At 57.1% G+C, this 15,814-nt stretch carries 15 protein-coding genes; 4 read left to right on the top strand and 11 right to left on the bottom strand.

Annotated features, from left to right (window positions below):
* Window positions 1-16: 16 nt before the first annotated feature.
* From ACR0IY_RS00970 to ACR0IY_RS00935, 8 genes are all read right to left on the bottom strand, one after another.
* The gene (locus tag ACR0IY_RS00970; protein WP_480669887.1) at window positions 17-751 is read right to left on the bottom strand and encodes an ATP-binding cassette domain-containing protein; all 735 of its coding nucleotides are present in this window, start codon (window positions 749-751) and stop codon (window positions 17-19) included.
* Window positions 744-1,457, bottom strand: coding sequence for an ABC transporter permease (locus ACR0IY_RS00965; RefSeq protein ID WP_480669885.1), 714 nt, complete (start codon window positions 1,455-1,457; stop codon window positions 744-746). The genes ACR0IY_RS00970 and ACR0IY_RS00965 overlap by 8 nt, the downstream gene beginning before the upstream one ends.
* A 153-nt stretch (window positions 1,458-1,610) precedes the next feature.
* Entirely contained in the window at window positions 1,611-2,606 is a 996-nt protein-coding gene (locus ACR0IY_RS00960; RefSeq protein ID WP_480669884.1) for an ABC transporter substrate-binding protein, read from the bottom strand.
* A 57-nt stretch (window positions 2,607-2,663) separates the two neighbouring features.
* Window positions 2,664-3,509, bottom strand: coding sequence for an ABC transporter permease (locus ACR0IY_RS00955; protein ID WP_480669882.1), 846 nt, complete (start codon window positions 3,507-3,509; stop codon window positions 2,664-2,666).
* Window positions 3,506-4,435 (bottom strand): ABC transporter permease, encoded by a 930-nt coding sequence (locus ACR0IY_RS00950; protein WP_480669880.1) that lies wholly within the window; start codon window positions 4,433-4,435, stop codon window positions 3,506-3,508. Before ACR0IY_RS00950 ends, ACR0IY_RS00955 begins: the two co-directional genes overlap by 4 nt.
* Window positions 4,428-5,225 (bottom strand): ABC transporter ATP-binding protein, encoded by a 798-nt coding sequence (locus ACR0IY_RS00945; RefSeq protein WP_480669879.1) that lies wholly within the window; start codon window positions 5,223-5,225, stop codon window positions 4,428-4,430. Before ACR0IY_RS00945 ends, ACR0IY_RS00950 begins: the two co-directional genes overlap by 8 nt.
* A 55-nt stretch (window positions 5,226-5,280) precedes the next feature.
* A complete protein-coding gene (gene hydA, locus ACR0IY_RS00940) occupies window positions 5,281-6,735 on the bottom strand; it encodes a dihydropyrimidinase (RefSeq protein WP_480669878.1) in 1,455 nt (484 codons plus the stop codon).
* Between the two features lie 74 nt (window positions 6,736-6,809).
* Window positions 6,810-8,060 (bottom strand): Zn-dependent hydrolase, encoded by a 1,251-nt coding sequence (locus tag ACR0IY_RS00935; RefSeq protein WP_480669877.1) that lies wholly within the window; start codon window positions 8,058-8,060, stop codon window positions 6,810-6,812.
* Between the two features lie 170 nt (window positions 8,061-8,230).
* On the opposite strand from ACR0IY_RS00935, the gene ACR0IY_RS00930 reads away from it, so the two are divergent.
* The gene (locus ACR0IY_RS00930; protein WP_480669875.1) at window positions 8,231-8,839 is read left to right on the top strand and encodes a TetR family transcriptional regulator C-terminal domain-containing protein; all 609 of its coding nucleotides are present in this window, start codon (window positions 8,231-8,233) and stop codon (window positions 8,837-8,839) included.
* A gap of 45 nt (window positions 8,840-8,884) precedes the next feature.
* Here ACR0IY_RS00930 and preA read toward each other — a convergent pair whose 3' ends face one another.
* From preA to ACR0IY_RS00915, 3 genes are read right to left on the bottom strand one after another with little or no spacing between them, the layout of a single operon-like run.
* Window positions 8,885-10,189, bottom strand: coding sequence for an NAD-dependent dihydropyrimidine dehydrogenase subunit PreA (gene preA, locus ACR0IY_RS00925; protein WP_480669874.1), 1,305 nt, complete (start codon window positions 10,187-10,189; stop codon window positions 8,885-8,887).
* 18 nt (window positions 10,190-10,207) lie between these two features.
* A complete protein-coding gene (locus ACR0IY_RS00920; protein WP_480669872.1) occupies window positions 10,208-11,044 on the bottom strand; it encodes a methyltransferase domain-containing protein in 837 nt (278 codons plus the stop codon).
* A gap of 46 nt (window positions 11,045-11,090) precedes the next feature.
* On the bottom strand, window positions 11,091-12,425 hold the full coding sequence (locus ACR0IY_RS00915; protein ID WP_480669871.1) for an NAD(P)-dependent oxidoreductase: 1,335 nt from the start codon (window positions 12,423-12,425) through the stop codon (window positions 11,091-11,093).
* A gap of 318 nt (window positions 12,426-12,743) precedes the next feature.
* Between ACR0IY_RS00915 and ACR0IY_RS00910 the strand changes: the two genes are divergently transcribed.
* The 3 genes from ACR0IY_RS00910 (at window position 12,744) to ACR0IY_RS00900 (ending at window position 15,812) form a co-directional block, all read left to right on the top strand.
* Entirely contained in the window at window positions 12,744-13,739 is a 996-nt protein-coding gene (locus ACR0IY_RS00910; protein WP_480669870.1) for a hypothetical protein, read from the top strand.
* Between the two features lie 72 nt (window positions 13,740-13,811).
* A complete protein-coding gene (locus ACR0IY_RS00905) occupies window positions 13,812-15,104 on the top strand; it encodes an O-acetylhomoserine aminocarboxypropyltransferase/cysteine synthase family protein (protein WP_480669869.1) in 1,293 nt (430 codons plus the stop codon).
* Between the two features lie 3 nt (window positions 15,105-15,107).
* Window positions 15,108-15,812 (top strand): GNAT family N-acetyltransferase, encoded by a 705-nt coding sequence (locus ACR0IY_RS00900; RefSeq protein ID WP_480669868.1) that lies wholly within the window; start codon window positions 15,108-15,110, stop codon window positions 15,810-15,812.
* Window positions 15,813-15,814: the final 2 nt, after the last annotated feature.

Here is a 15,814-nt window from a genome sequence, read left to right as displayed (position 1 = left end):
AATTCTCCAGCAAAAATTAAGTGACTAACCCGCCTGCCAGATACCGGCGTGCTGCATTACTTTCGGGGGCATCCAATACCTGCTTTGCCGCCCCGTGTTCAACCACATGCCCGCCCTGCATCATCACGATATCGGTGGCCAGCCGCCGAGCCTGACCAATGTCGTGTGTCACCATGACGATGCGTACACCACTGGACGAGGCCCGCAGGATCATACGTTCAATCATTTGCGTCGCACTGGGATCCAGCGCGCTGGTGGGTTCATCCAAAAACAAAGTTTCAGGGTTCAACGCAAGAGCGCGCAAAATGGCCAATCTTTGCGCTTCGCCACCGGACAGAGATCGGGCGGCCTGCCGGGCCTTGCCATCCAACCCGCCTTCGGTCAGCAATTCCTCGATACGGTGTTTCCGGGCGTTACGAGGTAAACCCTTGCGTTTCAGCACAAAATCCAAGTTGGACGCAACCGACCGGCGCAAGAGCACTGGCTGTTGAAACACCATTGCCTGACGTGCTTTGTGATCCGCCTTCAGCACTTCTCCATCCTGCCTGACCCATCCGTAATCCGGCACGATCAGGCCGTGCAGACACCGCAACAACAGGCTTTTGCCAGATCCGTTTGGCCCTAGGATCAAAGTCGGCCCCGGCCCGTCCAGCCAAAGCTGTGGCACGTCCAACAAAACCTTGCCCCTGCGGCTGATATGCACCCCATCAACAGACAGGCAACTTGTCATATCCGAGATCAGGTCACGCATGCCGCAACCCTTCCCGCTCGGCCCGCAAGCTGAGTGTACTGACCGCGGCGTTCACAGCCACCGCAATCCCGATCAGAATTGCACCCAGCGCAAGTGCAAGCGCAAGGTTCCCCTTGGATGTCTCAAGCGCAATCGTGGTCGTCATCACCCGCGTCACATGGTTGATGTTGCCCCCAACGATGATGACAGCGCCAACTTCGGCAATGGCACGACCAAACCCGGCCAGTAACGCCGTGATCAATGCCAACCGCGCATCCCACAACAACACCGGAACCGACGCCAGACGTGACACCCCCAGTGACCTGAGTTGTTCCGAGTATTCCTCGGACAGAATTTCAACGACCTGCCGCGTTAGGGCTGCAATGATGGGCGTAACCAGAACGACCTGCGCTATAATCATCGCAGTTGGCGTATAGAGCAGTTCGAGAACACCCAACGGTCCAGACCGCGACAACATCAGGTAGACCAGCAAACCCACGACAACCGGAGGCAGCCCCATCAGTGCGTTTATCAGAACAATCACAACTCGCCGCCCCGGAAAACGCGCGACTGCCAATGCAGCACCCAATGGCATGCCTATCAGGGCGGAAATCGCGACTGCAAAGATCGAAACTTTCAAAGACAGCAGCACGATCGCCCACAACTCTGCATCCCCATCCAGGATCAGAGCAAACGCAGCACTGAATTCTGATGCAAATCCTTGCATTTTCTCCCCGCAAGCGGATACCACGCATTAAATGCGAGTTTTATCGTGATAATACTACCTTATCCCACAACCAATTACAGGCGCGATTCCGACAATTCCAACAGAAAACGCGGCCCCGTTTGGGACCGCGCACGTTTCGCCCAATCGATTGGATCAATTCAGGGCAGCATCCGTGATCTGATGTGTCCAGGCCCCCTCGGGCTCTTTCGTGATCGCCGGGTTTTCAGCAGAAACTGCTGACAAGAGCGTCTTTACCGTCTGCTCATAATCCGCCGGATCAAGCGAGCCGTCCGACCCTGCAATCAATTTGGCGACCTCACTCATCATATAGACCTGGTGATCCAGCTCCTGAGCGCCGGTAGCGTCAAATTCAAGAACGATCTCAGCCGCTTCTTCCTGATGTTCAGCGGCGTATTGCCAGCCTTTCATCGAGGCGCGAACAAAACGCACCATTTTATCGACGAATGCCGGATCGTTCAGTTGGTCTTCCATGACGTACAGACCGTCCTCCAGCATGCCGAAGCCCATTTGCAGGTAGTTGAATGTCACCAGTTCCTCGGGCGTGATACCTGCCTGCAAAATCTGGCGGTATTCGTTGTAAGTCATGGTCGAGATACAATCAGCTTGTCCCTGGATCAGAGGATCAGCAGAGAAGGCTTGCTTAAGGACAGTTACGCCATTTTCATCCGCCCCGTCGGTTTCAACTCCAAGCGATGCCATCCAGGCGTAGAACGGGTATTCATTGCCAAAAAACCAGACCCCCATGGTTCGTCCCGGGAAGTCTTCAGGAGATTCTACGCCCGTCGATTTCAAGCAGTTCACCTGCAATCCGCCGGTTTTGAAAGGTTGCGCAATATTTACCAGCGGCACGCCACGTTCCCGGGCGGCCAAACCGGCTGCCATCCAGGTTGTGATGACGTCCGCGCCACCGCCCGCGATCACCTGCTCGGGCGCAATGTCGGGGCCACCGGGCTTGATCGTAACGTCCAGGCCTTCTTCGTCGTAGAACCCTTTTGCTTCTGCCACGAAATAGCCGGCAAACTGCGCTTGCCCCACCCATTTCAATTGCAAAGTCACCTCATCCGCCGACCAGGCCGCACTGGCGACCAGACTAAAGGCGGCGACCGCCCCGCTGAATAGCTTGTTCATCTACATATCTCCTAGTTGCTGTTGGTGCCCCGTTTTCGGGGTCTGTTGAGTTTTTCCTTATCCTCGTTGTGACGGATGCCAGAAGGTGACCGCCTTTTCTATCAAAGCAATAGCGCCGTAGAACAGCGTGCCCGATAGGCCCGCCACGACAATTTCGGCCCAAACCATATCCAGCGACAATTGCCCGACGCTGGTCGAAATGCGAAATCCCATGCCCAAGATCGGAGAGCCAAAGAACTCGGCCACGATAGCGCCGATCAACGCAAGTGTGGTAGAAATCTTTAGTCCATTGAAAATAAAGGGCATCGCGGCCGGTAGACGTAGCTTCAAGAAGCTCTGCCAATAGGTCGCCGCATAGGTCTCCATCAGGTCTCGCTGCATTGCGGTTGCCTCGCGTAGGCCCGCAACCGTGTTCACCAGCATCGGAAAAAACACCATCACAACCACTACCGCCGCCTTCGAATGCCAGTCGAACCCGAACCACATCACCAGAATGGGTGCAGTTCCGACGATAGGCAAAGCGGCGACAAAATTTCCGACGGGCAATAGCCCGAGACGTAGGAAATCCCACCGATCCACGGCAATCGCCATTAGGAAAGCTGAGCCGCATCCAATGATATACCCGCTGAGCGCACCCTTGATGATCGTCTGAACGAAATCCGCCCAAAGTGTCGGTAGGCTGCCAGCAAAACGCACCGCGATGACAGACGGCGCAGGCAGGATGACCAACGGCACCTCAAGGCCCCGCACCACCAACTCCCATATCCCAATGACGGTCAGGCCAAAGATCAGCGGCGCGAGCAATCGCACCATCCGGGTATCGGCATATGGCCCACTGGCCAAACGGCTGTTCAGCCACCAACCCAACAACCAGACACCGACTGCACCAAGAACAGGTATCATTGTGCCATCCCCATCCGTTTGAGAACCGTCCGCTCAATCAGTCCCAGCAACCCGACCAGACAAGCGGCCAGAATGGCGGCGGCAAACAAGGCCGACCAGATCTGAACAGTCTGACCGTAATAGCTGCCAGCCAGCAGACGCGCGCCTAGACCAGCGACCGCTCCGGTTGGCAACTCTCCCACGATGGCCCCAACCAGCGACGCCGCGATACCGATTTTCAAAGAGGTGAACAAATACGGCATCGACGCGGGCAAGCGCAGCTTCCAGAAGCCCTGCGCTCGGCTGGCATTGTATGTTCGAAGCAAGTCCAACTGCATCGCGTCCGGGCTTCGCAGACCTTTGACCATGCCAACCACGACAGGGAAAAAGCTCAGGTATGCTGAAATGATAGCCTTGGGGATAATCCCCTGTACGCCCACCGAATAAAGAACCACAATGATCATTGGTGCCAGCGCAATAATGGGAATGGTTTGGCTGACAATTGCCCAGGGCATCACCGAAAGGTCCATAACCCGGCTATGCACGATACCTACCGCCAACAGAATGCCCAGCCCAGTGCCGATGACAAAGCCCAGTATCGTCGCACTCAGCGTGACCCAGCCGTGATAGATCAGTGACCGTTTCGAGGTGATCTTCTTTTGGACGGTGGTTTCCCACATCTCAATGGCGACCTGATGCGGGGCTGGAAGGCGCGGCTTCTTCTGCTCCCACGTTGCAGGAATGGCAAAGCTGTTCTTGATCGCCAGACCGAACTCTGACATGTCCCGCCGATCCTTGGCCAAAGCGGGCTGCACTTCTGCGCCTGCCCGTTCCTGTTCAGTCAGCACACCTTTGATGTTCATCGGCACACAGGCGGCATACCAAAAGGCGGTGATGACCGCCAAAACCGTCAGAACAGCCCAAAAAGCTTTGAACCCATCACTCATCGTCCGAATGCCCCGCCCGCAAGCCTTCGCGAACGCGATGGGCAACTTCGATGAACTCCGGTGAATCCCGAATATCCAATGGCCGCTCTTTTGGCAGAGGACTGTCGATCACATCCGTAATCCGTCCGGGCCGTGGGCTCATCACAACGATCTTGGTGCTCAGATAGACTGCTTCTGGGATCGAGTGCGTCACGAACCCGATGGTTTTACCAGTCCTCGCCCAGAGCGCCAGAAGCTGTTCGTTCAGGTGGTCCCGCACAATCTCGTCCAACGCGCCAAAGGGTTCGTCCATAAGCAAGATGTCAGCGTCAAAAGCCAGCGCCCGCGCGATGCTGGCCCGTTGCTGCATCCCACCGGACAACTGCCACGGAAACTTGCCACCAAAGCCTTCAAGATCAACCAACTCGAGGACATTCCTCACTCGCTCATCCTGCTCGCTGGACGAGTACCCCATGATCTCAAGCGGTAGCTTGATGTTCTTGGCAATGGTGCGCCACGGATATAAACCCGCCGCCTGAAACACATACCCATAGGCCCGGTTTCGCCGGGCCTCATCTGGTGTCATCCCGTTTACGGTCAATGTTCCCCCGGTCGGTGTTTCCAGCGCTGCGATACACCGCAAAAAGGTGGTTTTACCGCAGCCCGAAGGGCCAATGAAGCTGACGAAATCGCCTTTGTCGATGGCCAGATTTACATCCTTGAGCGCATGGATCGGGCCATCGTTGGTTTGAAAAGTAAGGTCGAGTTGCCTTGCCTCAATTACGGACTGCGTGGTGCTTTCAGTATTCATTCCATAGCCTTGAAAAGGTTTGGCATTAAGTCGCCGACCTGGCGACTTGCGTGCATCAAACACCCGTCACCGGGATGCCTGTCCGCTCCACCGGACGCGGTGCAGTTAGTTCTTTCCAGGTGCTCAGCGCCTTGTTCACGTGACCATTCGGCTCGCGCGAAACAAATTCGCCGTGTCCTTCTTTTGTCCGGATCTCTCCATCGTGCACAGCCACATGTCCCCGGGAAAGAGTAAAGCGCGGCAGGCCCTTAACTTCTTTGCCTTCAAACACGTTGTAATCTATTGAAGATTGTTGCGTTCCCGCAGTGATCGTTTTGGACTTCTCAGGATCCCAAACGACAATATCCGCATCCGCACCGACAAGAACCGCACCTTTTTTCGGATAGCAATTCAATATCTTGGCAATGTTTGTTGAAGTAACTGCCACAAACTCATTCGGCGTCAGACGTCCTGTGTTTACCCCATGCGTCCACAACATCGGCATCCGGTCTTCAAGGCCTCCGGTGCCGTTCGGAATCTTTGTGAAATCACCCACGCCAAAACGCTTTTGTTCCGTCGTGAACGCACAATGGTCTGTTGCAACCACGCTCAGCGTACCGGAATGCAGCCCGTTCCACAGGCTGTCCTGATGTTGCTTGTTTCGGAACGGAGGGCTCATGACCCGCCGCGCAGCGTGGTCCCAGTCGTGGTGGAAATACTCGCTTTCATCCAGCGTCAGGTGTTGGATCAGAGGTTCCCCCCACACGCGCTTACCTTGCATCTTAGCCCGGCGAATGGCCTCATGCGCCTCTTCGCAGGAAGTATGCACCACATAAAGCGGCACACCGGCCATATCGGCGATCATGATCGCCCGATTGGTCGCCTCGCCCTCAACCTGCGGGGGGCGTGAGTAGGCATGCGCCTCGGGGCCGGTATTCCCTTCGGCCAAGAGCTTGGCGCTGAGTTCGGCGACAACGTCCCCATTCTCCGCGTGGACCATCGCGATGCCGCCCAATTCAGCCAGACGTTTGAATGACGCGAACAACTCATCATCATTCACCATCAATGCGCCTTTGTAGGCCATGAAATGTTTAAACGTGTTGATACCCCGCGTTTCGATCACCGTCTTGATGTCATCGAACACCTGTTCGCCCCACCAGGTCACGGCCATGTGGAAGGAATAGTCGCAATTCGCCCGAGTCGATTTGTTATCCCACCGCTTCAAGGCGTCCAACAGACTCTCCCCCGGATTGGGCAGGGCAAAATCGACCACCATCGTCGTACCGCCCGCTAAGGCCGCCCGCGTCCCGCTTTCGAAATCATCGCTGGAGTACGTACCCATAAATGGCATCTCAAGATGTGTATGCGGATCGATCCCGCCCGGCATGACATAGCAACCGGTGGCATCTAGTTCCTCGTCGCCTTTCAGGCCCATTCCAATCTCGGTGATGACACCATCTTCGACTTTGACGTCGGCTTTGTACGACAGGTCAGCAGTAACGACGGTTCCGTTCTTGATCACAGTAGACATGTTTTTCTCCCTGTGGGCGCTTTGCGCCTCATGTTGTTTTGACTTGAGAGGACAGCGGCTGGGCCGCCTCCCTTTTATTCAACGATTTCTGCAGTTTCGACGACGGCGTGCAACAAGACATCCGCCCCAGCTGCGGCCCATTCCTTGCTGATTTCCTCGGCCTCGTTATGGCTCAACCCATCCACACAGGGGCACATCACCATAGCAGTCGGCGCCACGCGGTTGATCCAGCACGCATCATGACCTGCACCTGAAATGATATCAGTATGCGAATACCCCAACCGCTCAGCCGCATCACGGACAGCCGCCACGCAGCCCTCATCAAACTTGACCGGATCAAACCCACCAACTTTTTCGAATTCAATCTGCAGGCCCATATCGTCGACGATGTCCTCAGCAGCCACTCGCAGGCGGTTCTCCATGTCCTTGATCACGTCCAATTCAGGCGAACGGAGATCGACCGTGAAAACGGCTTTTCCGGGAATCACGTTTCGGGAATTCGGGAACACCTCGATGTGTCCCGCAGCTCCGACCGCGTGGGGTGCATGAGACCACGCGATCTCGTCTACTTTTTCAAGAATACGCGCCATCGCCAGACCGGCATTCTTTCGCATCGGCATTGGGGTCGAACCGGTATGGGCATCCTTGCCCGTCACGGTGATCTGGGTCCAGCTTAGCCCCTGCCCATGGGTGACCACGCCGATATCTTTAGCTTCGGCTTCAAGGATCGGTCCCTGTTCGATATGCAATTCAAAGAAAGCGCGCATCTTACGCGCGCCTACCTCTTCATCACCACGCCATCCGATGCGATTCAGTTCATCGCCGAATTTCTTACCCTCGGCATCTTCGCGTTCATAGGCCCAATCCTGCGTGTGCATGCCTGCAAACACGCCCGAGGCCAGCATCGCCGGGGCATAACGCGTACCCTCTTCATTGGTCCAGTTGGTCGCAATGATCGGATGTTTGGTCTTGATCCCCAGATCATTGAGTGTCCGGATGATCTCTAGCCCGCCGAGCACACCCAGAACACCGTCATATTTGCCACCTGTAGGCTGCGTATCCAGATGGGAGCCGACATAAACCGGCAGAGCATCTGGATCGGTACCTTCGCGGCGGGCAAACATATTGCCCATCTGGTCCAGCCCCATAGTACATCCAGCATCCTCACACCACCTCTGGAACAGGGCGCGCCCTTCGGCATCCTCATCCGTCAGAGTCTGGCGATTGTTACCGCCCGCGACACCGGGGCCGATCTTGGCCATCTCCATCAGGCTGTCCCACAACCTGTCGCCATTGATCCTGAGGTTCTGCGCCGGAGCTGCCATTGTCTTTTTCCCTGTTGCTTGCGATTTGGCTCGCTTTTGGTGTCTTGATTTGACCATCTGGTCAAACTCACGCTATCACGGGTTCGAGATCAGTCAAGAAATTGCAGGACGCCGTCGGGATTTTTGGCAATATCGGCACCTGCTTGCCGTATAAAGAGACAACACAACACATGCCCAAAGACCGCGCACCAACAAGAATTCAAAAAAAGAACCGTGCCGCGATACTTGAGGCTGCGCTAAACGTGTTTTCGGCCCATGGGTTTCGCGGGGCAACGGTCGACCAGATCGCAGCCGAAGCCGGGTTGAGCAAGCCGAATCTGCTGTACTATTTCCCCTCGAAAGAGGCGATCCACAACGCGCTGCTATCAGGGTTGCTAGAGACCTGGCTAGCACCCCTGCACGATCTGGACGAGGCCGGAGATCCGATGGAAGAGATTCTGGCCTACATCCGCCGCAAGCTGCAAATGAGCCGTGAGTTGCCGCGTGAAAGCCGTCTGTTCGCCAACGAACTGGTTCAGGGTGCGCCCCGCATTTATGATGCATTGTCGAATGACCTGAAGGCGCTGGTTGACGAAAAAACCGCTGTTCTGACGAACTGGATGGACAAAGGCAAAATCGCGCGCCTGCACCCGTACCACCTGATTTTTTCGATCTGGGCACTAACGCAGCATTATGCAGATTTTGACGTTCAGGTTCGCGCGATCCTCGGCGACGAGGATCCGTTTGAAGGGGCAGAGCCGTTCATTGATACGCTGTATCGCAAACTTCTAACGCCATAAAAAAAGGGGCCGACGACCGGCCCCTTCGTGTTTCTACCCACCGATTCACTCAGCGGCTTTTGCCATTGGGTTGTTCGGGTGCGTCGTCCAGTTGGCATATTCAGGTTGCACTTCCAGCCCAGTGCGTGGATCGACCTCTCCTGCCTCCATCGGCACCATCGAGATGCACCCATCAACGGGGCAGACATCTACACACAAGTTACAGGCGACGCATTCCTCGTCCACAACCTCGAACACACGATCCTCGGACATCGAAATCGCCTGATGGCTGGTATCCTCGCAGGCGGCATAGCAGCGGCCGCATTTGATGCACTGGTCCTGATCAATCTTGGCCTTGGCTACATAGTTCAGGTTCAAATACTGCCAATCCGTGACGTTGGGAACGGCAAGACCCACGATTTCCGAGACGTCCTTATAGCCTTTCTCGTCCATCCATTTGGAAAGACCCGCAGTCAGTTCGTCAATTATCTTGAACCCATAGGTCATCGCTGCTGTGCAGACCTGAACCGTACCGCATCCTAGTGCCATGAACTCTGCCGCATCGCGCCACGTGGTCACACCACCAATGCCCGAGATCGGCAGGCCGCGCGTGGCTTGCGCCCTCGAAATCTCGGACACCATCGACAGGGCAATCGGCTTAACCGCCGGGCCGCAATAGCCGCCATGGCTGCCCTTGCCATCAATCGAGGGCTCCGGGCTGAACGTGTCCAGGTTGACGCTGGTGATCGAGTTAATCGTGTTGATCAGCGAAACCGCGTCTGCGCCGCCGTTCCTAGCGGCTTCGGCAGGCTTACGGATATCGGTGATGTTCGGCGTCAGTTTCACGATAACAGGGCGGTCGTAGTATTGCTTGCACCACCGCGTAACCATTTCGATATACTCCGGCACCTGCCCTACGGCAGATCCCATACCCCGCTCGCTCATCCCGTGCGGGCAGCCAAAATTCAGTTCGATCCCATCCGCGCCAGTTTCGGCCACGCGCGGCAGGATGGCTTTCCACGCCTCCTCCTCACACGGAACCATGAGAGAGGCGATCAGCGCACGGTCGGGGTAGTCGGCCTTGACACGCGCCATCTCCTCAAGGTTCACCTCCAATGGGCGGTCCGTGATCAGTTCGATGTTGTTGAGGCCAAGCAGCCGCCGATCCGCTCCATAGATCGCACCGTACCGAGGCCCGTTCACATTCACCACCGGAGGGCCCTCGGCCCCAAGGGTCTTCCAGACTACGCCACCCCATCCGGCCTCAAAGGCGCGGCGGACGTTGTATTCCTTGTCGGTCGGCGGCGCCGAGGCCAGCCAGTACGGGTTCGGACTGGAAATACCCAGAAAGTTTGTTGTCAGGTCGGCCATGGCTTCTCCCTTCCCGGCTCAGCCGGTTTTCTTGAATATCATTTCGGTCGGACGAATGCGCCCGGCCTTGAGGTTTTTGACGTAGTTCTGAAACTTCTCGGGCGCGGTCTCACCCATCATCAGGTGGATGCCCAACGCAGGCGGCCCGCTTTCGGCAAGGCGTGCGAAGACCTCTTCGAAGAACGCCACCGCAAAATCGCTCCGATCGGTCTCGGTTACCAGTTCAAGACCCGCTGCAACTGCAGCGTCCTTGTAGACCTGCGGTGCGTCGACGAAGGACGTTTCGGCGACTGTCGACCAAGGCAGCGGAAAATCCATAGTCCCTTCAACCTCTCCACCCATCACATCGAACAGGGCAAACGTTCCGTTTGTGGCCAGTGCCCGCGACACTTCGGCAAACAACCCGGCCTTGTCCTGAATGTTCATGCCAACATGCAGCATGACCGCAAGATCAAAGCCCGCATCCGGGACCGGCATGTCCAAAGCGCTGCCAACGTGAAAGCTGGACTTGTCAGCATGGCCGACAAGGTCGCTCAGCGCAGTTGCGGTTTCGACGAATTCGGGCGTCAGGTCGACACCTGTCACCGTCGAGTCATACCGGTCCACGATATAGCGCGTTGTCCCACCGATCCCGCACCCGACATCCAGCACCCGCGTCGCATGGTTCGGCGAAAGCTGGGCGAACAGGTTGTCTGTTGCCAGAACGCCACCGGTATGGAACTCGTCCCCTGCCTTAAGGTCGGCAACAGTGGCCGAGTCCGGGTCGATCCCGCTGGCTTCAAGTGCCGCGCGAACGCGATCCGTGAGGGCACCGGTTGTATAGTGTTGCGCAACAGCTTGTTCGATCTGGGACATGAGAATACCTCAGCAGTGAATGGGATGGGGTGAATACCCCATCCTATCACGAAACCAGTGTCGCGTGGATGTCCATCGCCGCATCCCGGCCCTCGGCCACGGCAGTCACAGTCAGGTCTTCACCTCCTGCCGCACAGTCGCCACCAGCCCAGACACCGGCCATCGAGGTGCGCCCAGCACCGGTTACAGCGATTTTGTTGCCATCCAACTGCAGCCCTTCCGGCGCGCCCTCCAGCGTTTGCCCAATCGCTTTCAGCACCTGATCAGCGGGAACCCGGATCATTTCCCCTGTGCCGGAAAGCTGACCGTTGTGGCTGGACGTATACTCCAATTCAATCTCTGCCGCTGTCCCGTTTCCATGCACGGCCACAGGCTGCACGTTGGTCATGATCTTGACCCCATGAGACGACGCGAGGTCCTGCTCATACCGGCTGGCACCCATTGCGTCACGACCGCGCCGATAGGCGATGGTGACATGCTCGGCACCCAACAGTTTTGACTTCACCGCAGCGTCCACGGCTGTCATGCCGCCTCCAATGACGACCACATTCCGACCGACCGGCAATTCCGCCAGATCCGAGGCCTGACGAACATCCGAGATGAAGTTGACCGCGTGGCGCACCCCATCCAGATCAGCCCCTTGCGCGCGCAGGGCATTCACCCCGGCCAGACCGATAGACAGGAACACCGCGTCATAAGTCTCAACCAGGCCATCCAGCGAGATACTTTGGCCCAAAACTGAACCCGTTTCGATGGAAATACCGCCGATTTTCAGCAACCAATCCACCTCGGCCTGCGCGAAATCGTTGGTCGATTTGTAAGCGGCAATCCCATATTCATTCAGCCCACCGGGCTTGGGACGACTTTCGTGGATCACCACGTCATGACCAAGCATTGCAAGACGATGCGCGCAGGCCAGACCCGCAGGTCCTGCCCCGATCACAGCAACCGTCCTACCGGTCGGTGCGGCCCTCTCGAACGGATGCTCCCCTGCGAGCATCACGCTGTCTGTCGCATAGCGCTGCAACCGACCAATCTCGACCGGCGCGCCCTCGGCGGTTTCGCGAACGCAAGCCTCCTCGCACAAGGTCTCGGTGGGGCAAACGCGGGCGCACATCCCACCCAGAATGTTTTGCGTCAGAATGGTCTCACCTGCCGCCTCAGGCTGGCCAGCCTGAATTTGCCGCATAAACAGCGGAATATCGATATCCGTCGGACAAGCCGTCACACATGGCGCGTCATAGCAAAAATAGCACCGATCCGCGGCCACGGCGGCCTCGTGCGCGGCCAGCGGTGGATGCAGATCCGTGAAATTCGAGGTCAGCTCATCGCTGGAAAGCCGCCCGGACACTATTCCGGGGACCATCTGGCCCTGTGCCATCGCTCTACTCCCTGTAGATATGTTTGTTATCCTCTCAGCTTGCCACAAATTAATTTTTTATCAATTGGTAAAATTTGCCAAATGGTCAAAAAATGCAAAAACGAGTGGAAAATTGCCGTTTTGCAAAGAAAACCACACCTTTTTCACTATCCAGAGACTTCACTGCAGCCTTGCGTGACCCACTCACGACCAAAAATTGGTCAGAATCCGGCAGGTAATCGCCCGGGGTATCTGGCTTTGCCCTGCCCTGCTGCGTACTGTAGCCCCGATAGAAACCGAGCAGCGCCGGACAACGGCCGAATATCCGAAAGTCATTCGATGCAGGCCAGCCCTTCGAAATTCAATGTTGTCGTCATCGGGCAAAACAACCGGCTGCAATACGAAGCCCTGCTGTTCGCGGCCACTTTGCGCCATAGCTCCCCGAATTTCTCAGGGCGTGTTTTCGTGGCGGTGCCGCAGTCCGGGCCGCTTTGGCGTCAGGACCCGAGCATCCAGAACGAAGATGTGCTGAAAGCCCTGCACCAGTTGAACGTCGAAGTCCTGCCGTTTGAGAGCCGCGTTTTCGGCGACAGCTACCCATACGGCAATAAGATCGAAGCGCTGCAGGCCCTGCCCGAAGGTGAGCCTTTTGTGTTCTTCGACACCGACACGCTGATTACCGGTGACCTCAACAGCGTGCCTTTTGATTTCGACCGCCCCGGTGCCTCGCTCAAAGTCGAAGGGACCTGGCCCAAACCCACACTCTACGGCCCGGGTTTCGACGGTATCTGGAGCGCCCTGTACCGCCGCTTCGACCTGGATTTCGAAAGCTCGCTGGATACCTCGCAGCCCAAGGACTATTGGCGGCGCTACTTGTATTTCAATGCCGGGTATTTCTTTTATTCCTGTCCGCGCGCCTTTGGGGAACGGTTTCTGGAGTACGCCCGCACGATCCGGGATGAGGAAATCCCGGAACTGGCTGGGCAAAATCTGGATCCATGGCTGGATCAGGCCGCGTTGCCACTTGTAGTCCATTCGTTTGGAGGAGGCCGAGACGCCCTGCCGCCTGGACTGCTGGACGGGTCTGTCAGTTGTCACTACCGCCTGTTCCCACTGCTGTACGCACGTGAAAGCGACCATGTGATCGACGTGCTTGAAACCGTCGCGACCCCGAACCGGATCAAGAAGGTGCTTAAAGGGTATGAGCCGATCAAAAAGCTGGTGATACAAGGCAAAGGCCACAAAATCAGGGACATGTTCGACCGTGAAAACCTGCCCCAACGCGAGCAGGTCATTCGCAATGCGATCCGTAGCAAAGGTCTGTGGATGCGCTGACAGGGTTGTTGTGTGATGGCGCTCAATCGCCTAGAGATTCTGCAACACACATTCTAACAGGAGATTTCGAAGATGTCTGACGGCCCTACTTACGGTTTTGACACGCTGCAAATTCACGCGGGTGCACGGCCCGACCCAGCCACCGGCGCGCGTCAGACACCTATCTATCAAACGACCGCCTACGTCTTCCGCGACGCTGACCACGCAGCGGCCCTGTTCAATCTGCAAGAGGTCGGCTTCATCTATTCCCGCCTGACCAATCCCACTGTGGCAGTTCTCCAGGAACGTATCGCCACACTCGAGGGTGGCGTTGGCGCGGTTTGCTGTTCCTCGGGCCACGCGGCGCAGATCATGGCTTTGTTCCCATTGATGGGGCCGGGCTGCAACGTTGTGGCCTCGACACGCCTTTATGGCGGTACGGTCACGCAGTTCAGCCAGACGATCAAACGTTTTGGCTGGTCGGCCAAATTTGTAGATACCGACGATCTGGACGCGGTAAAGGACGCCATCGACGAAAACACCCGCGCAGTGTTCTGCGAATCCATTGCCAACCCCGGCGGCTATGTCACCGATATCCGCGCGCTGGCGGATGTGGCGGATGCGGCGGGCATTCCGCTGATCGTCGATAACACTTCGGCCACGCCTTATCTGTGCCGCCCGATCGAACAGGGTGCGACGCTGGTGGTGCATTCGACCACAAAATACCTGACGGGCAACGGCACGGTCACTGGCGGCTGTATCGTCGATTCAGGCAAGTTCGACTGGTCGGCGAATGACAAGTTCCCATCGCTCAGCGAACCGGAGCAAGCCTATCACGGTCTGAAATTCCATGAGACCTTCGGCCCACTGGCCTTTACCTTCCACGGCATCGCCATCGGGCTGCGCGATCTGGGCATGACCATGAACCCTCAAGCTGCGCATTACACCCTGATGGGCATCGAAACCCTGTCCCTGCGGATGGAGCGTCACGTCGAAAACGCCCAAAAGATCGCGGCTTGGCTTGAGGCCGACGATCGCGTGGACTACGTCACTTATGCCGGTCTACCCTCGTCGCCCTATCACGACCGGGTCAAGGCGCAGTACAAGAAGGGCGCTGGCGCGCTGTTTACCTTTGCAGTCAAGGGTGGCTATGACGCCTGTATCAAATTGGTCAACGCGCTTGAGATCTTCAGCCATGTCGCAAACCTCGGCGACGCGCGGTCGCTGATCATCCACTCCGCCTCGACCACCCACCGCCAGCTTACGCCCGAACAGCAAGAGGCCGCAGGCGCCAGCCCGAATGTGGTCCGTGTCTCCATCGGCATCGAAGACGCCGACGACCTGATCGCCGATCTGGATCAGGCCCTGTCCAAAGCGAGCGCTTAGGCAATGATCGGGCATGACACAAACGACCTAGGCCAACCTATCGGATTGCCGGTGTTGGGCGAGTTTCCACGCCCTACCCCGCCCTACACGCCGATGGAAGGCCGGTATTGTTCCGTCGTGCCGCTGGACGTAAACCGGCACGCGCCCGGATTATTCCGGGCGTTTGCCAACGATGTGGATGGTCACAATTGGACCTATCTGCCCTACGGACCCTTCGAAAACGAGCAGGACTTCGTTGAATGGACCCGTGCGTCCTGCATGGACGCCGACCCGATGTTTCACACCGTTCTGGACAGCAATGACATTCCGGTCGGCATGGCTTCGTTTCTGCGGATCGAACCCGCAGCGGGTGTGATTGAGGTGGGGCACATACATTTCTCGCCCTTATTGCAGCGTAAACCGCAATCAACCGAAACCATGTACCTGATGATGCGACGCGTTTTCGATGAGCTGGGGTATCGCCGCTATGAATGGAAGTGCGACGCGTTGAATGCACCGTCCCGCCGCTCGGCCGAGCGGTTGGGCTTTACCTTCGAAGGAATTTTCCGTCAGGCGACCCATTACAAGGGTCGCAATCGGGATACGGCGTGGTATTCAATCCTGGATAATGAATGGCCCCGCATCCGATCCGCATTCGACACCTGGCTGTCACCAGACAACTTCGATCAGGCGGGCCAACAGCGGCAATCGCTGAAGGCCCGTGCTTAGGC

It is taken from the genome of Ruegeria sp. BC1, assembly GCF_056539305.1.
Note: the sequence above shows the minus strand (reverse complement) of the source record. Positions and strands in the feature narration are given on the sequence as shown.